Below are 22,814 nucleotides of genomic sequence, written 5' to 3'. Positions count from 1 at the left end.
AAGTTCTGATAATGTTATATGAATACGGCTTTCAAGTGTTAACAAACTAGAAAACATAATCTATAGATTTTATGACTTTAATCGCTTCTCGTTTACTAATGAGAGTGCAGCTCTCTTCACTTATTGGAGAATTAAAGTTATAACCTTGTCCGTTTATCCGAAAGCTTGTTTCCATACGGTTCTTGTCAGGGGAACGATCGTATTTAAAATACTTAACTAATGTTTTGCCTAACCCAATTGAACTCACCTCAAATGTTTCAAGGTTAACAGTAAGTGAAAGACGGCTCCCTCTATCTATAAAGCCACCAAAATAAAAGCATTGATTGTTTTGGTTTTTATATAAAATTGAATATCTTGGATCTTCTCCTTTCGATTCTTCAACTTTGGCAATACGAAATCCATCAGGAATGTATGTAGGCAAAGCAATTCTAAATTTCTTGGAGATATCAACTTTTTCATATGGATTTTTCATAGTGTATGGAAGTCCTTGAAGTTGAGAAATATCCTTAAAATTAGCTTCAGATAGTCCGAGAGATTTGGGTGTATATTTTGCACCACCTGATGTTTTTTCAGGTACTACCGGAGTGGTTGTCTGGCTGGGTGTGGCGCTTGGTGATGCTGTTGGTGCAACTGTAGTAGTTTCGCTACAGCCAACTAACAGTGCGATAAGTAATCCAGGAATTGCCAAATTTAGTTTCATGTTTAACCTTTATTTGTATGTGTGTATAGCATCAATTCCAAGTGTCAGGCAGAATAGACATCTCCCAAAAAGACAGCCTTGAACAGGCAAGATGCCTGTTCCACAATAATTATGGGAGAGGTCTAATATTACGCATAAACCCGGTTTATAGGCTCGTCCTGCATCAGTTCTGATAGCGTTAGATGAATACAGCTTTCAAGTATTAAAAACCTATAAAAGATAATCTATTGATTTTATAACTTTAGTTGCTTCTCGTTTACTAATGAGAGTGCAACTCTCTTCTGAAGACTCAAATTCATAACTTTGTCCGTTTATCCGAAAGCTTGTTTTCATAAGCTTCTTGTCAGAGGAGCGATCGTATTTAACATAGTTAACTAATGTTTGTCCTAATCCAATTGAGCTAACATCAAACGTTTCAAGGACAACAGGATGTGAATAAGGAGAACCTTTCGGTATAAAGCCCTTAAACGAAAAACATTGATTGTTTTGGTTTTTATATAAAATTGAATATCTTGGATTTTCTCCTTTGGATACTTCAAGTTTAGCACGAAATCCATCAGGAATGTATGTAGGCAAAGCAATTCTAAATTTTTTGGAGATATCAACTTTTCCATATGGATTTTTCATAGTGTATGGAAGTCCTTCAAGCTGAGAAATCTCCTTAAATTTAGCTTCAGATAGTCCCAGAGATTTGGGTGAATATTTTGGTTTTCGTGGAGTTTGAGATCTTGCCGGATTGCTAGTGCGGCTAGCTGCGTTCGCCGTTAGTATTCCCATTGTTAGCGAAACAGTAGTATTCTGATTAGTGCCACTAAAGCCAGCTAACAGTGCGATCAGTAATCCAGGGATTGCCACATTTAGTTTCATGTCTCACCTTTATCTGTATGTGTATAGCATCAATTGCAAGTGTCAGGCAGAGTCATCAGGATATTTTACGCCGAGAAATGCAAATTTTTGGAGAAATCGGGTTTTTAAACTAGAGATTTATATCATGTCCGGTTGCATCAATAGTCTTACGTGGCCGGACATGATATTACGCAAAAACCAGGTTTATAGGATAATATATCAGTTCGGATCGCATTATAAGCACGATTTTTAAGTGTTATAAAACTAGAAAACATAATCGATTGATTTTATGACTTTAATCGCTTCTTGTTTACTAATGACATTGCAACTTTCTATAGGAGAATTAAATTTATAAACTTGTCCGTCTATAATGTCTTTTGCTTTCATATAACTCTTGTCAGAATCTCGATCGTATTTAAAATAGTTAACTGATATTTTGCCTAGTCCAATTGAGCTAACCTCAAATGTTTCAACGACAACAGCATATGAACGATATTCCCGTGAATTTGTAAAATTATTCAACGAAAAACATTCATTATTTTGGTTTTTATATAAAATTGAATATCCAGGATATTCTCCTTTGAATACTTCAACTTTATCAACACGAAATCCGTCAGGAATGGATGCAGGCAAAGCAATTCTAAACTGCTTAGAGATATCAACTGCTCCAGATTCATTTTTTATACTGTATGGAAGTCCTTGAAGTTGAGAAATATCCTTAAATTGAGCTTCAGATAATCCGAGGGATTTGGGTGTATATTTTGCACCACCTGATGTTTTTTCAGGTACTACCGGAGTGGTTGTCGGACTGGGTGCGGCGCTTGGTAATGCTGATGTTGCAACTGTAGTAGTGTCGTTACAGCCAACTAACAGTGCGATCAATAATCCAGGTATTGCCAAATTTAGTTTCATGTTTAAGATTTATTTGTATGTATAGCATCAATTCCGACTGTCAGGCAGAGTCATCAGGATGTTTTACACAGATAAATCCAATTGAAGAAGTCGGGTTTCTCAGCCCGATCGCAAAATTTCTACTTCTGCCAGTATTGACAAAAAAGTGATTTTGTGTATACAGATATTTACATAAGTTTTGTATAATCGATCTATAAGCTAGATCGCACAAAGATATTTTTACGAGCAATTGCCCTACAAAATACCTTTGTGCAGAGGCCATAGCGTAATTCCCAGTTAAATTTCAACTTCTGGAGCTTCCTGGGCCAGTCGCAAATAGTATTCGTTTGGATTCTTTATTTCTGGCTGCGTTGTTGATAGCTTTTGCAGCGTTTTGTGCAGGCGTTCAAAGAACGAATTAAACTGTGCAGTGTTGTAGTCAAAGTTGTACTCTACACTTGTATTGCTGCAACCGTTCACAAACCAGTTAGTAAAACTGAGACTTTCTGGTGCTAAATTGTAGCTTTTTGTTAGAAGAAAGAGAGGTAGTTGTGTTTTCCAGTGCTGCTGTATGGTCGCTTCTGTTGGAACATTTCCTTCGTTCCAAGTCCAGTTAATACAGCGAAATTGAGATTTTTCTGGGTTGATAACTATGAGGTCTATTTCCGACCAAATTAGACAGTTTTCCCAGAGTAATTGCACCGTATAATCTTGGTGTACTTGTTGCGATGTATTCAGGCGAAATATTTCCTGGATTTGTAACTGTATCAGCTTTATACAGTTAGCAAGTTTAGGATAATTTTCTAGTATCTTTTGCACTGGAACATTCAAGGGAATTTGTTTCATTAAAAGGTGCATTTGACCTGCTTCGCTTTTGCACATTGTTACGTATCGGTGCGGGTTGTGTCTTTTTTCAAAATCCGAATATTCTAACTTGAAAGACTCTTCTTTATCTAAGATGCTGAGGCTTTCCCAATTAAGATGGATTAGTTGCATGGAAATTCTGATCTATTTTTATAGTTCGAGAATTTCTGCGCGGAGCGCTTAAATAGTATTTGTACAGAAAACCCGGCTGTAAATTGTCAGGATTCGTGCCGTAGGTTTTCCGTACAAATGCCAAAAAATGCAGTTATAAGCAGATTTTTAGGCAAGCAAAATAACTCGATTTGTATTGGTTATGACACCAACGTGGAACTGCTCTAATACTCGGTATTCCGGGTCTAGTAGAGTAGCAATAACGGTTATTGGGTTTTTGATTTCGCCTTTGTAAAAATCGAGAGCTTCTTGATAGTCAGAACTTGCGAAAACAGCTTTTGTGTTCCTACGCACTTCATACTGTTTGGGAAAGGTAAGCGTACTTGGATTTATTTCTGCAAAGTCAGCGGATGGAGGCTGTTTGTTCAGATTGATCAAGTACAGTATTTGGATGTTTTTTAACCCCCAGATTTTGATTTCGTGCTTGCAGGCTGTAACGCAATTTGGTGCGCGTAATTGGAATCCAGCAGCATATTTTTCTCGAATCAAGTATCTGCCCCATGATTCAAGTTTTGCTTTATTATTCCCTCTCAGGTAAGAAAATTGTATCTCTCCGTCAGAAGAATACACTTGACCGATTCGGTTGTCGCCACAGTAAGTTAAGTTTGCTTGTTTTTCTGTCAAGAAGCTGTTTTCCGTGTTGTCGTTGTTTTCGGGATGGCTGTCACTGTCTTGGTTGCTGTTGCCACTGTTTTCGGGATGGCTGTCGCTGTCTTGGTTGCCATCGTCGGGGGCTCTGTCGTTAGGGTCGTTGTTCCACAGGGACATGACCGACTTTTTCAATTTCTCGATCGCCAGTGGTGCTATTTCGGTTGCTGTGGCGATGGCGGAACTCAATGCAGTCATCGCATCGATAACGCTAAGTTCTGCTCCTTGCAGCGACGATATCTGCGCCTCTTTGATGCGGATTTCTTCTTGCAATACTGCAATTTCGTCAGAAAAGATTTCTCCTAACATAGCTTTTGACTCCTTGTTCTGGGGTTGTCCCACCTGAGCCACTTCCAATTCGGGACAGGTGGTTTTTACTCCAGCGCGAAGCGCTTTTAATCAAGTTGTTCAATTGCTATAAAACACGCACCGCGCGCCTTTTAAGCACGCACCGCGCCTTTTTAACACGCACCGCGCCTTTTAAACGTAAACGCGCCTTTTTAACACGCACCGCGCCTTTTAAACGTAAACGCGCGCCGCGCCTTTTTAAACACGCACCGCGCCTTTTTAAACACACACCGCGCCTTTTTAAACACGCACCGCGCCTTTTGAACACGCATCTATAGAGTCTGTGGAGGAAAATAGCGTTCGTTAATTTGGGCATTTAGCCCCTTATTCCAGGGTATTGGTACTATAGTCCCGGTGGGAAGTTGGCGACCTTTGACGCACAAAACAGTACAGATGGATCGGGTACAATACCTTTAATATAGGTACTGTGACCAAGGTAGTACCTATATTAAAAATACTTATATAATAGACCTAAGCGACTCAATGGCTATTACAGCAGTGCTTTTAGTCACTTTATAAAATTAGCTTTATAGCTGTGTCGTGAAGCTTTATAGACTAAAACTCTAAATGCTGCACCGCCCGCCGCTTAGTTTCCTCCCCACGCCTGTCATACTTTGCCGTAGTTACCGGAGAAGCATGACCCGCCAACTTTTGCACCGTAACAATATCCACCCCAGCATCAAGGAGGTCCGAGCAAAACGTGCGTCGGAAGTCGTGGGGACTAAAAGACTCCACCCCAGCGAGGAACGCCCGCCGCTGCACAATCTTCAACACACCATCCTCCGTCATGCGTCGGCGCTGAATTTCGCCCCCCTTCCGAATCGGGTACAACAGAGGCCCCGGAGCCTCTCCCCTCAACTCCAGCCACTCGGACACCAAAACGCAAGCAGACTCCGGGAGGTAAACCGTCCTGTCTTTCTTGCCCTTACCTTCTCGGATGAACAGCGCTCTGGTGGATAAGTTAAAATCTCGCCTCAACAGATTAACCGCCTCACCGCGACGGATGCCACCCCCACGCAAGATAGCAATCAGCGCCTTATCCCTAACATCAATAGGAGTCTTACCAGAGCAGCTTTGCATCAATGCAGCAATCTCAGAGAGCGTTAGCGCCCGCCCCCTAACTTTTCCCGATTGCTTGATACTCCTGACATCCACCGCCTTACTGTAATCTATTGGGTCGATTAAATCCAACCGCAGAGCTTCCTTTAACACCCGCCGCAGGGCGCACAGCATTTGGTTCACCGTCGCGGGGGCGTACTTTTTCTCCATAGCCGAGCGTAGAGCCGCAGTATGTTTGTAGCGCAATGCCGCCCAATTCAAAGTCATTGCGTCACACTCAGAGCTCGTCAGCATTCGGGCCATGATATTGAGTCCTTCTCTCATGGTTGCCTTTGACCGTTCGCTCCCCAAACTGTCGAGGTACACTGCTGCTGGATGCTGAGTCAGGGGGACCGGACAGCGCAAATTCAATGTTTCCGGCTGTTGCTCTGGGAGTAAGTCGAGCATTTACTCTTTCAAACTGACGTTATAAATACTAAATTTTACGCCGAAGGCGGCATAAAATATCGATCGATTTGGCTCTTATTTCGTGAGTCCTCGCCGGACGGTGAGCGAACTCGTGTGTTCTTTCTTGTGGCCACGGCAAGGAGTAAGGAAGGCTAAAGGCTCGAAGTCTAGATTGGCGGCCCCATCCGCGAATCGCTTACATCCCCACGGCCGGGGCACGGGGGACGCAAGCTCGTTTTTCGTTAATACTTCGGACAGTTTTTCTATGACTGAATGACTCATCCTCGCTTGACTTTGAGCCACTGTGGATAATTAAATCAAAGTCATGTCCACCCCTGACTTGCATTTAATTCGACTTTTTCGCGATCCTTTTACAATCGCCCAGATCAAAGATCGATCGCCTTTCCATGCAATATATGTTATGTTTGAGAGTAAATATAAAAGAGTTCGCGCTTTGATTATTTACTACTCTTTCCAAACTTAAGTATCCCCAAAAATATATGCACAATGCCAACTGAAGACGAGCGGTCAACATCGCCTAATGAACCCACAGAACCCGCTCAAAATAGCGATCCGTTGGCTTTCTCTTCTGAGTTAAGGTTAAATATAACAGAAGGAGTCGAATTCATTACCGATCGACTTATCTTAGGACAAAATATAACCCTCGATTTATTTGGCGGTAAAACATCTCAGATGGCCGAAGCTATCAACGTTGACTTGATAGCTGAGTCAGGAATTAAAACATCAATTGCGGAACTGTTACCAAAACTACCTAGACAGAGTATAGACCAAATTATCGCCAGTAACCCCCAGGCATATTTCCTTGAATATGCAGCACCCGTACTAAAACTAGGAGGTCGTATTTATATCAATGCCACGAAAAGAAATCCTTTCGGCAAACTCCCAAATGCCGAAACCCTAGAGCAACTGGGATTAATAGTTGTGCAAGAAAACGCGCCACTAGACACCAGATTTACCAATCAAAAATTTTCTAGGGAAACTCCCAGAAATGATGGCACTTTAGAAATTCCGTTATCTAGCTTAAAAACTACTATTTTGGAGAAAATTTAATGACTATAATTAGCAATCATTTTGACCTACTCTATTTTACCAATTGTAACTTCGATCCACCTTTAATTCGCGATTCAAAAGTCGTCATTCCCACCCGTCAACTAGGCTTACTACCAAGTCATCCACTTAATCCCCAAAATGAAATAATTTTCCTCTCAAAATCTTACCTAATTTTCGAGGGAGTGAAATCATCGGTACGTCAGTTAACCGGATATATAGAAGAACCTCCTGGTTCTCATCATTTCAAACCTCTAGAAGAAAACTCTAGAACACTCATAGATGATGATTTTCCCGATGTTGGTCAAACAGTAAGTTTGTTTGGGCTAGAAGGTGCGTTTGAAGATCCGTTAGAATGGGTTGATTGGGAAATTGAAAGTACATCATTTTATCTCATGGAACATCCATCAGATGACTGGGAATTTACAGAATTGTGGATAGATACAACTAATTTTCCTCTAAAAGTTATGCTATTGGTTAGAGATAAGCAGGGAATTAGCTGTGTTTACGATCCATCTCAAAATTATCAACTAATATTTTTAAGTTTAACTTATGAAGAGGCGAACTTATGGCTAGAAAAACAATATAAACTTGTGCCGCAGCGTTTTCCCAAAGAGGTATGTGTATAACGTCGCATTCTAATATCAACTCTCACCTACCTGGAGGGAGGTGAGAGTTGAATGCTGTTTCAGCTAATCCAGGTATCTCGTCGATTAATTCGACTTGAAACAGAGCTGCCTTCGCCGTTATCCTTTAGGTAAAGTAGGCTTTGGTGGGAGGTCAAAAACAATCACAAATGTGAATTCTTTGACTAACCGTTGCAAAACTCGAAAATGATCGTCTGCATCGTTCCTCCTGCGAAATCGCGCTACAATAATACGCTGACAATTAGGGAGCAACTTAACGATGCACCACGGATGTAATCTCTCAGAATAGGTCATTTTCACCTCAGCAGTGACGTGACAGTAACAGATTGCGTTGTTGTTGACTGCTTGTCATTACGTTAATTGAGACAATATTCTTCAAGACAGGTCACGTTGATGTTGACAATTAATTAGGTTTGTGCATCAAACAGCTCAAATTCTCTTTTAACGCATTCTCTTTGAATGCACCCTATTATTCAGAAGGCGGACACAGCAAGCTCGCCAGTATCTCTGGAATTTCCTCAAAGTGTTCGAGCAGAAAATCCATTAGAGCCAAATGACGCAAATCGACAGCAGTAGGAAATCTTCGATTTTTTCCGCGTTTAAACCAACCCCGCACCGTCGAATTAGAGCGGGAACAAATTTCGGCAATTTGCTCGTAACTTACCCCCCATTTGACATAAAACTGTCTCGGTGTCATGCCCAATTGGCATTGGCTGTAAATTGCAATTAAATTGCGTTCTCTATCTGTCAAAGTATATGGCTTTTTCATCCTGATACCTCTCTAAATCTTCCTCCCACGCCGTATCAAATTGACACCAAGCTGCACTCTTGGAATCAGGATTAAGGCAAATTATGTAGCACCATATCCAACAGCGCAGGCGCGGTTCGTAGTTGTAAAATTTGCCGATAACTATTCCCCAGTCAGCTTCTTCGCCAACATCGACCCAGCGCACCCTAAAGCCGCACTCAAAGCGCGGAGGATGAATTTTGGCAAAATTGACCGGCAACTCAGTTGAAGGTGGTATATCCTTCAAATGTTTGAGTGGCAGGGCAGAAATCAAATCTCGCTTTGTTTTTAAGATTGACATGAGTTTTTAACTGTGCAGTCAATGCACTTGATTTGTTTTGATAAGTTTTAAGGTCAATTTCTCACTCAAAAATCGCAGCGCGATATCTGCTTAAATCAAAATCAATCAAAAGGTGGTAAACAAGGCTCTCAAATCCTTAAAAATTGGTTGCGGGCGATCGCTAAAATTTCTTCTTTTAACAGGTAATTACCAATAAACTAGATTTATTGCCGATCGCCAACTGGTAGGATGAGGTAAGGTCGATCGCGCACCAAGACGCGGGCTTACTCACGTCACCGTCATCTTTCTACAGCAAGACGAAAGCAAACCTTGCTCGGCACTCACCAAGACGCGGGCTAGTGTGGCCACCCTACCACTACAGATATTGAAAAGGCGTTCCTTCATCAAGCATGACTATCGCGCAGTCAACGTCAAGCAGTCCGCTGTCTGCAATTTTCGTACCTGCAAATCTACCGATTTTGCCGGCGTTGGCTTCGGCGCTGTGTTGGGTAATTATTACTATGTCATCGGGTTTCCAAGTTAGCTCCTTGTTGGCAGCCACATCATTTGACGGGTTAACTGCGGTGCTTTTTGTCTGTTCTAGGGCTTTTTCCAATTCGGCAATTTTATGTTCGAGTGCTTGTTTTTCGGTTCGCCAGTTTTTGCTTGCACTCTGTACCCAGAAGGCTTCTTTTTCTTGGAAGAGCTGTTGCAGTCTGGCGTTTTCTTGCTGCTGTTGTTCTAGCTGAACTATGAGAGCGCTCATTTGCAATTGGTATTGTTCGATCGCGGCGGTAACTTTGGGAGAGTGCGGGTTTGAGTTGAACTGCTGTTGCGTTTCCAGTTGCTCTAGTTTGACTTTGAGAGATGTGTTTTCTTGTCGCAGTTGTTCTTCCATTTGCAAGCTGGATTCTAACTGGCTTTCGGCTGTATCCATTTCAGGTTCATGGTTTGAGGCGGCAGCAGGTGTTGATGATTCGATTAGCTGCGCGATCGCCCTCTCAATCTTGATGTCAGCGTGCAAGATGTCCTGTCTGAGCTTCTCCCTGACTTCTTTTGTGACTGAAACATCCAATTCTTCGTTCAGCGTGGCTTTCAGGTTCCGCAAATAGGCTAGTTCAAGAATCAGCCGGCGGTTGGTGGTGGAGTCGGGGGCGGGTTCAAAATTTGGTTTTGCACTTTTGGGGGTGGCACTTTTTGTTGAATGCTTGCGCTTGCTGTTGGCCTTCGGCTGTTTCCACTGCTGTACGAAAGTTTTGGCGGCTTTAACAGTCCATCCTGCGGGGTTGTCGTTTTCAGACAGAAACTTTTTGACGAGTTCGATCCCACCTCTACAAAGAACGGCGATGACGGGGGTTCCCCAACCGCGCATTTTTTCGACGAGGTGGCACTCCGTATCTCTCAACTGCCGACAAATACGGGCGATCGCCATTGCGTCTTTAGTTTGTTTGTTTGTATCGGGAAAATGGTACTGGAGCCAGTCTGACCACTTCAATCGAGCTTTTTTGACTTTTTCTTTGAGTGCAAGCAGTTTGTCCCCAAACTCGAACAGGGCAACGCTGACGGTGCGGTAGCTAGTGCGGATTTCGGAGGTTTGCTTTTCTAGTTGAACAATGGTTTCGGGACTGGTGGAACTGGAGTAGGGGTATTTTTTGAAGCTTTTGGGGATGTCCGTGGAAGAGAACGCTCCTCTGTCAAGAGTTGGGACGGTTTCCACATCGACGCTGGTGTCCGGGGATGATTGAAACATGATAGATTGTCCTTAACTTATTTAATGTGAGCTGGTCTTAGCGGGCCAGCTTTTTTGTTTTGGGAGCCAGTGGAGCTGATTGTGAGTCAGTAGTGCTGGCTTTGATTGTGAGTCAGTAGTGCTGGCTTTGATTGTGAGTCAGTAGTGCTGGCTTTGATTGTTAGCCTGTACTGCTGGCTTTGATTGTGGGCCTGTAGTGCTGGCTTTGATTGTTAGCCTGTACTGCTGGCTTTGATTGTGGGCCTGTAGTGCTGGCTTTGATTGTGAGCCTGTACTGCTGGCTTTGATTTCGAGCGGTCTGTTACGGTAACTTACTGCTATATACTGTAACAAACTGTTTTTCGCTTTGCAAGCGGTAAGATGACAGGAGTTGTATAGATTGATATAAAAGTGCCAAGCCGAAGAAAGGCAGACGTAATTACTGCCTACCTGGACAAGGAAGTCAAGCAAGTGTTGGAAGTATGGGCCGAGAGCGAGCAGCGTTCCCTGAGCTCTCTGGTGGCGTATTTATTGACTAAGGCGGCTTCCTCGTACCAGACTGAACACCCACAAAGTAGCGATCGCACGATTAATCCTGAAGGGAAAAATGAAGAATCGCAACATTAATCTCAGGGGCTCGCGCGATAATGGCTGTTGTTTGTATCATGTAGTTTGGGAATTGTATCAAACAAATTCAATCAATCTCCGGCCAAAAAATCTCATTATACCCATCCCAATCAAGAGTCAACTTGTGTTGTGTTGAATCGCCCATCTGTTTATGTATTTCATACAGCAATCATAGGTATGAAAAAATTGATTAATCAGAAACCCAGTAATGATGCCTTTTCCCGCCCGATCGCTCTGGAGTAGTTTCCAATAGTAAGATTCCTGCTGTTGTAGGAAAGCAGTAATTTCTGTTTGCTGTTGTCGCAAATGGGGATAAAAGGTTTCTTCTAAAGTGATGCTAGTATCAATCAACAACTCAATTGTTATTCTCAAACATTTATTGTTAGCCGTAAGTTAATCCCACCAGTAGGAAATAACGACTGCATCCTGAGCTTGTTGAGGATTGTCACCCCAAAGTGTTCCTTCTAGTCTAGCTATTAACCGACGTTTGAGTTGCCAGCCATACTCCTCATTCTTTCCATCACATACTTCAACTGAGTCAGCCCGCCACTTTTTGCCGAAGTCTACAAGCTGAGACACGGTTGTATCTCGGTTTTCTGTTAGCAAGTAAAGTGTGTCGGCTGGGTAGGGAATATAATGGATAATGCTAGTTTCGGGCATGGGGCGATAATTTGCCATTGCTAACAGCGTATCGAGTACGCCATTAAAGCTTAAACCTTTTTCATCGGGTGCAAAAATGGGCTTTGAGAATATGAAGCTTGCCCATAAAGAAGAGTGGTTAGCAAGGTCAGTAATGACTTCTTCACCATTAAATTCATTGAATTGGCGCTGCCAAACCAAAGCCGCAAATAGCTCTTGTGGAGTATAAGATTGGGCAATGGATTGGATTCTATTTAATTCAAACATGGCATTTTTTTTATTAAATCATGAAACAACTTGTATTCTCAAGCTTCTCGATCGCGAATAATGCGACTTTTGACCTCATTGGGAATTCTACCATCGTTTAAAATCTCATCTAGCAGCGGTGAATTTTTGCCACAGTCGTTCGCAACAGCCACAGCCACAGCGCACTGGTTCGGTACTGGCATCAGGGAATCGCCAACAATCAAATCTTCCCTGACAATAGCAGCTAAAAACTCGGAGTCAAATTTAGCAATTTTAGTCAGCAATCCTGTGACAACTAATTTATCTACTTTGCGGCTGATGTCTACAATTCGCAGTAAGGTGCGGGTGCAAGTACCAATCTGTGGCATGAATTCTCTCTTTTCTAAAAGAGCTATTTGATTTAAAGCAATCAGTGCTGAAGCTGCTCCCATGCTGATAACATCTTGATTGGAGCTTTTAACAATTCTGCGAGTTAGCTCAAAGGTGGCTTCTGCTAAATCGGGGTCAATTGTATTTACCCCTGAAGGATGATTCCAAATGGCAGTGTCTATCAATTTGTATAAAAGTTGGACTATTTCGGCAGTCGAATCGTTTGCTAAAGTTTCAAAAACAGCGATAATTTCTGAGGTTGCAACTACTTGCGAGTTGACTTTTTCAATGAAAGATTTTAAACAGTTTTGGCGGACGCCAACGAGGGGAGACTTTGCTAAAATTAGTAGCAATTGCTGTAACTGGATCTGCTTTTTTTGTTCGGCGAGGGCGAGTATGGCTGCGGAGGCATCGAGGGCCACATCTCGCGAGGAATCTAAACACAGTTTTGCGAGTTCAGAAATAGATAACGAATCCGCTGACGGTATTGCCTTGTCATTGCTCGAATCCGCTGACGTTAATGTCTTGTCATTGCTCGAATCCGCTACGTTAATGTCTTGTCATTGCTCGAATCCGCTGACGTTAATGTCTTGTCATTGCTCGAATCCGCTGACGTTAATGTCTTGTCATTGCTCGAATCCGCTGTATTTTCTGCTTGTTGGCGGTATAATTTAACTAGGGCCGATCGCACTTCTTTTGAATCAGCATTTTTTTGTAAGTAAGGTTCGAGTCCAGGAGGAACGTTATTGAGTTTTTTGAGGATTTGAGCTGTTTGTGATGATGGCAGTGTGGGAAGTAATTGTTCGAGAATTTCTGCCAAAAGCTGCTCTATCGATCGATTATTAGCCAAAGCATCGATTGCGCGGATAAATTCGATGGGAGCTCGCTCTATAGCCGGGACAATCCACTGAACCAAAGCTAATTGCAGTTCGGTGCTGAGGGGATGCAAACCATTACCATAAATTGCCAGTTCTCTGAATACTAAAGTAATAGTTGATGCCCGATTCGCTGGGATAGTTTCTATGGGAATTTTTAGTAAACTAGCAGCAACTAAATCAGTCACACCACTGTGAATTGCTGATGTAATAGCAGCGAGATTGCGCCCCGTTAAATCCCCTATATCCCTTGGCAAAATATCGCTGAATGTACTCTTTAAAATTGCTTCTAGCAAGGGTGTATCTGATGCAGCAGCGCGGCCGACAGCAGCGGCGGAAACCGCAGTCCAGTATTTGCCTAGTGGGGCGCGGAGTGCATCTTGCCAAGTGGTTCCGAAGAGGGTATCGCCCGCAGCTAAAAAGTTTGGTAGCAGGTGGCCCAGAAGTTTTGTGGTGTTTTCTTGTTCTTTGAATTGTTCGGAAATTGGTTGAGAAATAATTGTTAGCAGAAATTCTCGCTGTACTGTTGCGGGAATGCCCGGAGTTAGGTAAAGTTCAATGACGGTAGAACGAACGTTGCCACCGAAGTGAAAGTAATATTTTTTTAGGCTTTCTAAAATTTCTAAGTCAATCTTATCTGTCCGTTTGTTAGCATAATTTTCACAAAAAACACCGATAAATTTACCCCAAATCTGATAGCGTTCTTGTCGTAGTTTATTTTCGGTTGTTTGAGACTGTCGTTTATTTTCTGCTGTTTGAGACTGTCGTTTATTTTCGGTTGTTTGAGACTGTCGTTTATTTTCAGTTATTTGAGACTGTTGGTTATTTTCGGTTGTTTGAGACTGTCGTTTATTTTCGGTTATTTGAGACTGTTGGTTATTTTCAGTTGTTTGAGACTGTCGGTTATTTTCGGTTATTTGCCACTGTTGGTTATTTTCAGTTGTTTGAGACTGTCGGTTATTTTCGGTTATTTGCCACTGTGAATTATTTTCGGTTATTTGAGACTGTCGGTTGGCGATGGCTGCTAGGGCTCGATCGAACTGAGAAATTTCACCGGGTAATTCGAGATTTGCCGGCCCGGTTGCGGGGACTCGCGCTAGCAATTCGGCCGCTGTTTCGGCTGCTTTATTAATTAGTTCCGGGCCGACTCTTCCCAGCAGTTGCACTGCGAGTTCTAAAACAGTGTCTCTGTGGCGCTGTGGTGCTCCTCTGGCTGCTGCTAGCAGGGTTTCTTGGAAGCTGTAGTCTCTGATAAGGGCGATCGCCAGCAGGGACAGCAACACGGCTGAGGATTCGGGTTCGGTGCGGGAAACACTGGCAAAGGTGACGGCGCGAAAAGGCAGGATTTTGGTTGTATCTAATTCATCGGAAATTTGGGTGAATTCTGGTAGACTTAAGAGGGTTAAAAGTTGGCGAAATATCGACCAAATATAATATCTAGAATCAGCTATTTTAGCAGCAATTAAATCATATTTTAGTTGGTTTTTAGCTCGTTCGCCTTTTTCGCTAGTATTCATCCAGCGGGCAACTGTATATTCTAAAAATGTCTGGTGGAAAAATCCCGCGCGCTTTCCTCCTAAATCTTTAAAAATTCCGTCGCTTTTGAGTGAATTGTAAGCAGAGAATTCTGTTTCGCTAAGTTCTAAATCGCCCTCGTAAACAAAGTCACGCAATCTATCTCCAGAGTTTTCATACATTAGTCGTGCTAGTTTCAGGCACAGTTTTTGTTTGGCGAGGCTGAGGTGTTCGGACTGCAAGTTATGGCGAACTTTGGCAATTTTCCAATCCCAATATTTTTCGTATAGCTGGCTGACTGTTAAATCTTCGGGGACTGTTTCTTCAGCAGCAAACAAGTCGCAAAGTAAAGCTAGCAGCAAGGGATGGCAGACAATTTCTTGCAGGGATACGCTGTCGGCGGAAAGGGCAATAATTTGGTTGGCAAAAGATTGCTGGCTGGCTAAGGTGTTGAAACCGGGTTGGGTTTTAATAAATTCTTGGGCTGCGGTTCTGACTTCTTCGGTGGTGAAGGGGGTAATTTTGCAGTTGTCGCTGACGCTTTCTCGGAATCCGGCAAAGCTTTCGTGGTAGGGTTCAAAAAAGTTGCTGTAGTCGGTATCGCGACAGGTAAAGGCGACAGTTGTGCCGATTTCTAAAAGTTGGGATAAGATGCCCCGCAACACCGGAACTAAAGGTTTTGTCAGTACGATGTCTAGAGTGTCAATCAGCAAAATACCGCGATTTTGTTGGGTTGTTAGTTGTCGGGCAATTTCCACAATTGATTGTCGCTTGCCACTAATTTTTTCACCGAGTTCGAGGGCAAAGGTTTCAGCGGATTCGATTAAGTCGTCGCACCGGGCTAAGGCTAACCAGCCACTGTCTGATTCGGTTTGTTCGGCGTGCAGTTCGTCGTAGATGCTGCCGAGAATGGTGCTTTTTCCGTATCCGGCGGCCCCTAAAATTGGGACGATGCGGCGTTTGTTTTCAAGGGCTCCGGCGCGAATTTCTTTGAGGCATTTGGACAGCAGGGTTTCGCGGGGAATGGGGGGGAGAATGTAGGGATTGAGGGCTGCCCTGGCGCGGGCGGCGCTGCGTTCTGTTGCTGCAAATAGTTCGTCGCTGGGTGGGAGGTTGTAGCTGGTTGTTGATATTGTTTCTGATATTAAATTGGCGATACTTTCATCGGATACAGCGGAAGTTATTGTATCGGATTCTGTTTTTAGACCGACTATCTCTTGCCAGTCTAGTTCTAGGGTATCGCAAATATCCATGAAAATCGATCGAGAAATCGCCTTGCCGGTAAAAAATCCGTTGATAGTTGACCAAGCTGCAATTAGCAGTTCAACTGCAAGTGCTTTTTGGGTCAAATGTTTGCGTTCCAAAGCTCTTTTGGCGAGTTCGATGCCTTTGGGTGTGGCTTGGAGAGTGCGGTTTGACATAGGAGGTGTGAAGTTTTGTGGGGGCGGGTTCACCAACAATCTGTGCCTGCGATCGATTATACAATAAATCTGCCCCTTTAACGAAAAATTGCGATCGCCCCTGCATCCTATTACATCATTCCAGGTCTTGTAGGGGCGGGTTCGCCAACAATATTTGTCTCAAACCCACAATCTCATAAACCCGCCCCCACCCAACGAAAAATCCCAATCTACCCTAGATTTTGTTAGAGAATTCACGATAAAGAAACATCTCGATTGCCCCTGTATTTATTGGATTATGCCAAATAAGAAAAAATTGCGATCGCCCTTAAATTCTGTTACAGAATGTCAGGTATTGTAGTTTTTTTTCCGATACGGGGTTAATTCGTGGGGTCGGGCGGGTTTATTTAACTTGTTTGTTACCTGAAAAGTCCTTGGCGAACCCGCCCCTACAGGTTATTGGTAATGAAAAATCTCGATAAAATTAATATTTTAAAATATCAATATTTCAAAATATCAATATTTCAAAATATTAATCTTGCTTCAGTTCTTCAGTCCTCTTTTAGAGGACTTTCGCTTTGAGACAGGGGTTTAAACCCCTGTCGGACTGTGGAACAATCGACAATCGGACGGTGGGACAATCAAATAATTTTAATGAGTCAAATACCAACTCATACACAAACTCATATAAATTTCCCCATTACTCGAATCCGAACTCAAATACCCCCCTGCCAGAATCAAAGTTGTAAGGTTCAAAACCCAATTTGAGGGAGTACATGGAATTCACACCAGAACCCCTACACAGCGCTTGGCAACAAGTCCGCAAAGGCAGCCGCAGCGCCGGAATCGACGGCATTACCCTTGATTTGTTTGCCGGTGTTGCCCGATACCAATTGCAGGTTTTGCAGATGCAGTTGCAGCAGGAATCTTATTTTCCGCGCCCTGCTAAGGGTTTTTACCTGCGCAAAAACAACGGCGGCAAACGTTTGATTGGCATTCCTACGGTGAGGGACAGAGTTGTGCAGCGCTTTTTGCTGGGCGAACTGTATTGGCCGCTGGAGGATGTTTTTCTCGATTGCAGCTACGCTTACCGTCCGGGTAGGGGAATACAAATGGCTGTTAAACATTTGTATTCCTATTATCGCTTCGGGCAGACTTGGATTGTCAAGGCCGATATTGAGAAGTTTTTTGACAATCTTTGTTGGCCGCTGCTATTGGCTGATTTGGAAAAGTTGCAGTTAGAGCCGATTTTGCGGCAGTTAATCGCACAGCAACTTGGGTCGGGAATTGTTGTTAAGGGTCAGTGTTTATATGCAAATCAGGGAGTTTTGCAAGGGGCGATTCTTTCTGGGGCTTTGGCTAATTTGTATTTGAACCAGTTTGACCGACTTTGTTTGAGTCACGGTTTTAATTTGGTGCGGTTTGGCGATGATTTTGCGATTGCTTGTGCTGATTCTATTCAAGCTAATCGCTGTTTGGAACAGATTAGTGTTTGGCTGGGGAGTTTGTATCTAAAGCTTCAGCCGGAAAAGACGCAGATTTTTGCACCGGATCAGGAGTTTGTTTTTCTCGGCTATCTGTTTCGTGATGGAGAGGTTTTTGCACCGGAACCTCCCCAACCCCCCCTTGCCAAGGGGGGGCTATCAGAAGTTGTCCCCCCCCTTAGCAAGGGGGGGCTAGGGGGGGTAACGCGAGCTTCGGGAATGTCTTTTTTTCGCCCAGCAACTCGCAAAGTACCTGTGTTTTCTGGGAAGCCTTTGGCTTGCAGTATTTCTGTGAAGCGGATTGTTTTGCCGCGCGCTAATTCGGAACATTTTTGGAGGGAACCTATGAGTACGTTGTATGTTACGGATCAGGGGGCTTATCTGAGCATTCAAAACTACCAGTTTCAGGTTTATTACCAGCAGGAATTGCGGATCAAGGTTCCAGCTAGTCGGGTAAGCCAGATTATTTTGTTTGGCTGTTGTAATGTGTCTCATGGGGCGGTGTCTTGCGCGCTGCATCAGCGGATTCCGATTTTGTATTTGTCGCAGCGGGGTCGCTATTTCGGGCGAATGCAACATGATGGGCGGGCTAAGGTGGAATATTTGACAAAGCAGGTGAGTTGTTCGATGAATCCTGAGTTTGTGCGGCTACAAGCGGAGGCTATTGTGCGGGCGAAGTTACACAATTCGCGGATTCTGCTGATGCGGTTGAACCGCCGCAAGTCGAAGGATGCTAGTGAAACATCAGTTTTGCAGGCGGTGGAAATGCTGGAAATGCTGATGGAAAGTTTACCTTTGGCTGAGTCGATGGATGCGTTGCGGGGTTATGAGGGGAAGGCGGCGACTGTCTATTTTCAAGCTTTGGGTTCTTTGTTTTCGGGCCCGTTTGTGTTTGAAGTTCGCACGAAGCGCCCTCCTACTGATCCGATTAATAGTTTGATGAGTTTGGGCTACACTTTGTTGAGTCAGAATGTTTTCTCTTTTGTGGAGTCTGTGGGGCTGCACCCGAATTTTGGGAATCTTCATGTTCCTCGCGATAATCATGCAGCTTTGGTTTCTGATTTGATGGAGGAGTTTCGGGCTCAGGTTGTGGATTCTCTGGTGGCGTATTTGGTGAATAAGAAAATTTTTGTCCCTGAAGATTTCACGCCGCCGGACGAACGGGGCGGGGTGTTTCTTCAGCCTCATGCTTTGAAGAAGTTTCTCAAACATTGGGATGAAAAGTTATTGTCGGAGACGACTCATCCGCATACAGGTTATAAGGTGGCGTACCGCCGATGCTTGGAGTTGCAGGTGCGGGAGTATGTTTCGGCTTTGATGGGGGAGGTTGAGGTGTATCGTCCGATGCTCTGGGATAAATAGAATAGGGTTGACTCACAACCATGAGAGATTTTCGTGGGATAGGCAAAACGCTGAAACCCGCATTCTGTGGTTCTATCCCACGAATTGCTCTCCTGGTATGGCTTTGAAGTCTCTGATTATGGTGCTTTTTGACAAGATGTCGGCTTGGATTGAGGGTTTAACTTGCATCCCACGAAAAAGTGCTGTAGACTTAGCTCAGGGCAAAGCTTCTAGGGGCTAGCCTTTAGGCTTCTTCGGAAGTCGAATTAATGGAAACTTGTTCGCCTACCTTTGGGCAATATGTTCGGCATCTTTAGGCTTCTTCGGAAGTCGAATTAATGGAAACTTGTTTTGTCGCACCGCAGTGACAGCGGTATTTTAACTTTAGGCTTCTTCGGAAGTCGAATTAATGGAAACAAAATCTCATCAATAACCTGCCAGAGCAGATTATAACTTTAGGCTTCTTCGGAAGTCGAATTAATGGAAACATTAGTTGACATATTGTTCCTGGGATCTTTTGAACCTTTAGGCTTCTTCGGAAGTCGAATTAATGGAAACAATCTTGATCCGAAATCAAAACCTCAGCGTACTTCTTTAGGCTTCTTCGGAAGTCGAATTAATGGAAACTAGCTTCGAGTTTGAGTTTTGAGTTTGAACAACGTCTTTAGGCTTCTTCGGAAGTCGAATTAATGGAAACTATACATGTTTGACAAAGTCCACCTTTGCCTTTTTCAGGGCTTTAGGCTTCTTCGGAAGTCGAATTAATGGAAACAAAACATTACAACCGCCATTGTCGGAGGTTTTTAGGGCTTTAGGCTTCTTCGGAAGTCGAATTAATGGAAACATGAGAATTACCTCATCATCGGGAACTATGACAGTACTCTTTAGGCTTCTTCGGAAGTCGAATTAATGGAAACTTGTAGAACCGTCATAGATTTCGTCAAAACTTTCTTCTTTAGGCTTCTTCGGAAGTCGAATTAATGGAAACTCTTGCAAGGCCGCACTTGCGGTTGCAACTACCACTTTAGGCTTCTTCGGAAGTCGAATTAATGGAAACTTTAGGAGCAAGGTTAAATGCTCCTTGCAAATAGTACTTTAGGCTTCTTCGGAAGTCGAATTAATGGAAACAGTTCCTTGGTTTGTAAAACTGATATAGAAATTATCATCTTTAGGCTTCTTCGGAAGTCGAATTAATGGAAACATAAGCCACCCTTTCGGAACTTTGCCCACAAATAATCTTTAGGCTTCTTCGGAAGTCGAATTAATGGAAACCAGAGCCAGTAGTTGAGATTATAACTGTCAAAACCAAAGCTTTAGGCTTCTTCGGAAGTCGAATTAATGGAAACTCTTGTTGTAGCATCACCAAGGATCCCTGTAGCCAGCTTTAGGCTTCTTCGGAAGTCGAATTAATGGAAACAATAGAGCCTTTTGGAATGAAAGAGACTTTTCCAGCTTTAGGCTTCTTCGGAAGTCGAATTAATGGAAACAAGTATGACTTGCAGCTGGGAGGTTTTTGACCAAAACTTTAGGCTTCTTCGGAAGTCGAATTAATGGAAACTTTCAGCGGAAAATGAGTCCGAAAACTCTTTAACAACTTTAGGCTTCTTCGGAAGTCGAATTAATGGAAACAAGAAACTTCGACTTTTGTGTACTCACCACCTGCAGCTTTAGGCTTCTTCGGAAGTCGAATTAATGGAAACGTAACAAAACGGTAACTTATAGCTTTACCATTATCTCTTTAGGCTTCTTCGGAAGTCGAATTAATGGAAACCGAACATCCTAAGGTCGTACTCAATCTCTATCAAGTCCTCTTTAGGCTTCTTCGGAAGTCGAATTAATGGAAACTTGTTTTAATTGTATTTTGCGATTACGAGTTGACGGCTTTAGGCTTCTTCGGAAGTCGAATTAATGGAAACGACAGTATACCCAGTCAAACCGATTGGAATTCCCAAGCTTTAGGCTTCTTCGGAAGTCGAATTAATGGAAACCTAACAGAGTATTATATACTCCATTTAGAATTTCTTTAGGCTTCTTCGGAAGTCGAATTAATGGAAACTTGTGCACGGATCGGGGCTTGCGAAAGTGGCTACTTTAGGCTTCTTCGGAAGTCGAATTAATGGAAACGCAAAAGACAACTTCCCAGCATTTCCGAGCGTACTGCTTTAGGCTTCTTCGGAAGTCGAATTAATGGAAACCTGAAAAACTAAAGATAGAGGAAAAAATCAAAGTCAAACTTTAGGCTTCTTCGGAAGTCGAATTAATGGAAACTTGAAAGGAAACTAATTATTCGCTATTCCTAAGTCTACTTTAGGCTTCTTCGGAAGTCGAATTAATGGAAACTTTCGCCAGGTTTGTTCTTCCAAAAAACTATAAAACTTTAGGCTTCTTCGGAAGTCGAATTAATGGAAACTTATGCAGATTTAGGCTTGCGATCTGGGCTTTTTTCTTTGGCTTTAGGCTTCTTCGGAAGTCGAATTAATGGAAACAAGAATTGTGTCAGCTCCTTTCCCGAGATTTTCTGGATTCTTTAGGCTTCTTCGGAAGTCGAATTAATGGAAACATTACCTGAATCTACACGTATCTTGATGCTCTGGGGGTCTTTAGGCTTCTTCGGAAGTCGAATTAATGGAAACTACGTTACCCCTTTGATTCAGACGACTTCTCCATCTTTAGGCTTCTTCGGAAGTCGAATTAATGGAAACATTTCAACAGGCGGAGGGCAAGTACCCTTTTTCTTCGGAAGTCGAATTAATGGAAACATTTAGGCTTGCGATCTGGGCTTCTGCGAATCCAGGCTTTAGGCTTCTTCGGAAGTCGAATTAATGGAAACACGAAAATGCACCAACACCCGGTTTGAGTCCAGCTCCTTTAGGCTTCTTCGGAAGTCGAATTAATGGAAACTTTCGTTTATACTTTCCGTCATTACGACGGTAGACCCGCTTTAGGCTTCTTCGGAAGTCGAATTAATGGAAACTTTATGCCGACGACGTCTACTTGTTGTCTTTCCGTCCTTTAGGCTTCTTCGGAAGTCGAATTAATGGAAACTTTTCTTCCCGAAAGACGCAGAAGTGCATCCCATTCCAACCTTTAGGCTTCTTCGGAAGTCGAATTAATGGAAACTTGAGTGGACCTTGCCCATCGGTACGAGATTGATCGGCTTTAGGCTTCTTCGGAAGTCGAATTAATGGAAACTTCAGCTTCATCATTTTCATCAACAGAATTGGGATCATACGATCTTTAGGCTTCTTCGGAAGTCGAATTAATGGAAACAAATTTACCATTCGATATGTTCGTGCACCTGTAGTATGGGCTTTAGGCTTCTTCGGAAGTCGAATTAATGGAAACTCCTGTATTGGAAGTGAAACTTTAGCCTCGCTCCAATCTTTAGGCTTCTTCGGAAGTCGAATTAATGGAAACATTAAATCCCTAGGTATTAAAAAATATCTAGGAATTTTATTTGGTAAATATTAGGAATAGAAAGGTAATCGGGCTAAATATTATGATTCATTTGTAACCAAAAAATCTCGCATTCACGCGCAAGTCCGCCGGGGAATTAATTCCCCGTCTCATAGCGAAAGTCGGTTAAAAACCGACTGGGAAACCTCAATTAAATTATCATTAATATCAGTCCTCTTTGAGAGGACTTTCGCTATGAGACAGGGGTTTTTAACCCCTGTTGGACTCTCGGAATCGTGAGTTGGCGGCGGGTGGTCAGAAACCGGGTTTTTATGCGTTTCTAGGACTTACGCATTGACAAAATCACAAAATAGTGCATTGATAAATATGAGTGGTCTACTTTCCAGGTATTTGACAATGAGAAAAACTACCAAACC

General features: G+C 43.0%; 17 protein-coding genes and 1 CRISPR repeat array. Of the genes, 4 read left to right on the top strand and 13 right to left on the bottom strand.

What is annotated here, in order from left to right; genetic code table 11:
* Nucleotides 1-46: 46 nt before the first annotated feature.
* From JGK11_RS16930 to JGK11_RS16905, 6 genes are all read right to left on the bottom strand, one after another.
* Nucleotides 47-700 (bottom strand): DUF4367 domain-containing protein, encoded by a 654-nt coding sequence (locus tag JGK11_RS16930; RefSeq protein WP_293212345.1) that lies wholly within the window; start codon nt 698-700, stop codon nt 47-49.
* A 210-nt stretch (nt 701-910) separates the two neighbouring features.
* A complete protein-coding gene (locus JGK11_RS16925; RefSeq protein WP_293212343.1) occupies nt 911-1,567 on the bottom strand; it encodes a DUF4367 domain-containing protein in 657 nt (218 codons plus the stop codon).
* A 243-nt stretch (nt 1,568-1,810) separates the two neighbouring features.
* A complete protein-coding gene (locus tag JGK11_RS16920; RefSeq protein ID WP_293212341.1) occupies nt 1,811-2,458 on the bottom strand; it encodes a hypothetical protein in 648 nt (215 codons plus the stop codon).
* A gap of 276 nt (nt 2,459-2,734) precedes the next feature.
* Complete coding sequence (locus JGK11_RS16915; protein WP_293212339.1) at nt 2,735-3,433, bottom strand: hypothetical protein; 699 nt, start codon at nt 3,431-3,433, stop codon at nt 2,735-2,737.
* A 147-nt stretch (nt 3,434-3,580) separates the two neighbouring features.
* On the bottom strand, nt 3,581-4,462 hold the full coding sequence (locus JGK11_RS16910; RefSeq protein ID WP_293212337.1) for a hypothetical protein: 882 nt from the start codon (nt 4,460-4,462) through the stop codon (nt 3,581-3,583).
* 561 nt (nt 4,463-5,023) lie between these two features.
* Nucleotides 5,024-5,974, bottom strand: coding sequence for a tyrosine-type recombinase/integrase (locus JGK11_RS16905; RefSeq protein ID WP_293212335.1), 951 nt, complete (start codon nt 5,972-5,974; stop codon nt 5,024-5,026).
* Between the two features lie 507 nt (nt 5,975-6,481).
* Here JGK11_RS16905 and JGK11_RS16900 point away from each other — a divergent pair.
* Together JGK11_RS16900 and JGK11_RS16895 are read left to right on the top strand one after the other, a co-directional pair.
* Nucleotides 6,482-7,045, top strand: a complete 564-nt coding sequence (locus tag JGK11_RS16900; RefSeq protein WP_293212334.1) for a hypothetical protein — start codon at nt 6,482-6,484, stop codon at nt 7,043-7,045.
* A complete protein-coding gene (locus JGK11_RS16895) occupies nt 7,045-7,671 on the top strand; it encodes a hypothetical protein (protein WP_293183631.1) in 627 nt (208 codons plus the stop codon). The genes JGK11_RS16900 and JGK11_RS16895 overlap by 1 nt, the downstream gene beginning before the upstream one ends.
* Before the next feature lie 487 nt (nt 7,672-8,158).
* Here JGK11_RS16895 and JGK11_RS16885 read toward each other — a convergent pair whose 3' ends face one another.
* The 3 genes from JGK11_RS16885 to JGK11_RS16875 form a co-directional block, all read right to left on the bottom strand.
* Nucleotides 8,159-8,458 (bottom strand): helix-turn-helix domain-containing protein, encoded by a 300-nt coding sequence (locus JGK11_RS16885; protein WP_293183636.1) that lies wholly within the window; start codon nt 8,456-8,458, stop codon nt 8,159-8,161.
* Nucleotides 8,430-8,777, bottom strand: coding sequence for a hypothetical protein (locus JGK11_RS16880; RefSeq protein WP_293183638.1), 348 nt, complete (start codon nt 8,775-8,777; stop codon nt 8,430-8,432). Before JGK11_RS16880 ends, JGK11_RS16885 begins: the two co-directional genes overlap by 29 nt.
* 355 nt (nt 8,778-9,132) lie before the next feature.
* Nucleotides 9,133-10,506, bottom strand: coding sequence for a hypothetical protein (locus JGK11_RS16875; protein ID WP_293212332.1), 1,374 nt, complete (start codon nt 10,504-10,506; stop codon nt 9,133-9,135).
* A gap of 390 nt (nt 10,507-10,896) precedes the next feature.
* On the opposite strand from JGK11_RS16875, the gene JGK11_RS16870 reads away from it, so the two are divergent.
* A complete protein-coding gene (locus JGK11_RS16870; protein WP_293212330.1) occupies nt 10,897-11,112 on the top strand; it encodes a hypothetical protein in 216 nt (71 codons plus the stop codon).
* A gap of 117 nt (nt 11,113-11,229) precedes the next feature.
* Here the strand turns inward: JGK11_RS16870 and JGK11_RS16865 are convergent, their stop codons facing one another.
* From JGK11_RS16865 to JGK11_RS16850, 4 genes are all read right to left on the bottom strand, one after another.
* Nucleotides 11,230-11,484: a hypothetical protein gene (locus JGK11_RS16865; protein ID WP_293183644.1), complete on the bottom strand. Its 255-nt coding sequence runs from the start codon at nt 11,482-11,484 to the stop codon at nt 11,230-11,232.
* A gap of 21 nt (nt 11,485-11,505) precedes the next feature.
* Entirely contained in the window at nt 11,506-12,018 is a 513-nt protein-coding gene (locus tag JGK11_RS16860) for a hypothetical protein (protein WP_293212329.1), read from the bottom strand.
* Between the two features lie 38 nt (nt 12,019-12,056).
* Nucleotides 12,057-12,788 carry a hypothetical protein gene (locus JGK11_RS16855; protein WP_293212328.1) on the bottom strand — a complete coding sequence of 244 codons (732 nt, stop codon included), beginning with the start codon at nt 12,786-12,788 and terminating at the stop codon, nt 12,057-12,059.
* Nucleotides 12,789-12,910: 122 nt separating this feature from the next.
* Nucleotides 12,911-16,177, bottom strand: coding sequence for an NACHT domain-containing protein (locus tag JGK11_RS16850; RefSeq protein WP_293212327.1), 3,267 nt, complete (start codon nt 16,175-16,177; stop codon nt 12,911-12,913).
* 755 nt (nt 16,178-16,932) lie between these two features.
* Here JGK11_RS16850 and cas1 point away from each other — a divergent pair.
* Nucleotides 16,933-19,002, top strand: a complete 2,070-nt coding sequence (gene cas1 / locus JGK11_RS16845; RefSeq protein WP_293212325.1) for a CRISPR-associated endonuclease Cas1 — start codon at nt 16,933-16,935, stop codon at nt 19,000-19,002.
* A 221-nt stretch (nt 19,003-19,223) separates the two neighbouring features.
* A CRISPR array of direct repeats spans nt 19,224-22,398; the repeat unit is 35 nt; unit sequence CTTTAGGCTTCTTCGGAAGTCGAATTAATGGAAAC.
* Between the last annotated feature and the right edge of the window lie 416 nt (nt 22,399-22,814).

Origin of the sequence: Microcoleus sp. PH2017_34_RAT_O_A (assembly GCF_020737885.1) — a bacterium.
Classification (GTDB): domain Bacteria; phylum Cyanobacteriota; class Cyanobacteriia; order Cyanobacteriales; family Microcoleaceae; genus Microcoleus.
The sequence above is the reverse complement of the archived record's forward strand: the minus strand, read 5'-3'. Positions and strand labels throughout refer to the sequence as shown.

Excerpts from the sequence above, each read along its gene's own strand:
- JGK11_RS16920 (WP_293212341.1), bottom strand. The coding sequence starts at position 2,458 with ATGAAACTAAATTTGGCAATACCTGGATTATTGATCGCACTGTTAGTT.
- JGK11_RS16900 (WP_293212334.1), top strand. The coding sequence starts at position 6,482 with ATGCCAACTGAAGACGAGCGGTCAACATCGCCTAATGAACCCACAGAA.
- JGK11_RS16895 (WP_293183631.1), top strand. The coding sequence starts at position 7,045 with ATGACTATAATTAGCAATCATTTTGACCTACTCTATTTTACCAATTGT.
- JGK11_RS16925 (WP_293212343.1), bottom strand. The coding sequence starts at position 1,567 with ATGAAACTAAATGTGGCAATCCCTGGATTACTGATCGCACTGTTAGCT.
- JGK11_RS16905 (WP_293212335.1), bottom strand. The coding sequence starts at position 5,974 with ATGCTCGACTTACTCCCAGAGCAACAGCCGGAAACATTGAATTTGCGC.
- JGK11_RS16915 (WP_293212339.1), bottom strand. The coding sequence starts at position 3,433 with ATGCAACTAATCCATCTTAATTGGGAAAGCCTCAGCATCTTAGATAAA.
- cas1 (WP_293212325.1), top strand. The coding sequence starts at position 16,933 with ATGGAATTCACACCAGAACCCCTACACAGCGCTTGGCAACAAGTCCGC.
- JGK11_RS16930 (WP_293212345.1), bottom strand. The coding sequence starts at position 700 with ATGAAACTAAATTTGGCAATTCCTGGATTACTTATCGCACTGTTAGTT.
- JGK11_RS16880 (WP_293183638.1), bottom strand. The coding sequence starts at position 8,777 with ATGTCAATCTTAAAAACAAAGCGAGATTTGATTTCTGCCCTGCCACTC.
- JGK11_RS16860 (WP_293212329.1), bottom strand. The coding sequence starts at position 12,018 with ATGTTTGAATTAAATAGAATCCAATCCATTGCCCAATCTTATACTCCA.
- JGK11_RS16875 (WP_293212332.1), bottom strand. The coding sequence starts at position 10,506 with ATGTTTCAATCATCCCCGGACACCAGCGTCGATGTGGAAACCGTCCCA.
- JGK11_RS16885 (WP_293183636.1), bottom strand. The coding sequence starts at position 8,458 with ATGAAAAAGCCATATACTTTGACAGATAGAGAACGCAATTTAATTGCA.
- JGK11_RS16850 (WP_293212327.1), bottom strand. The coding sequence starts at position 16,177 with ATGTCAAACCGCACTCTCCAAGCCACACCCAAAGGCATCGAACTCGCC.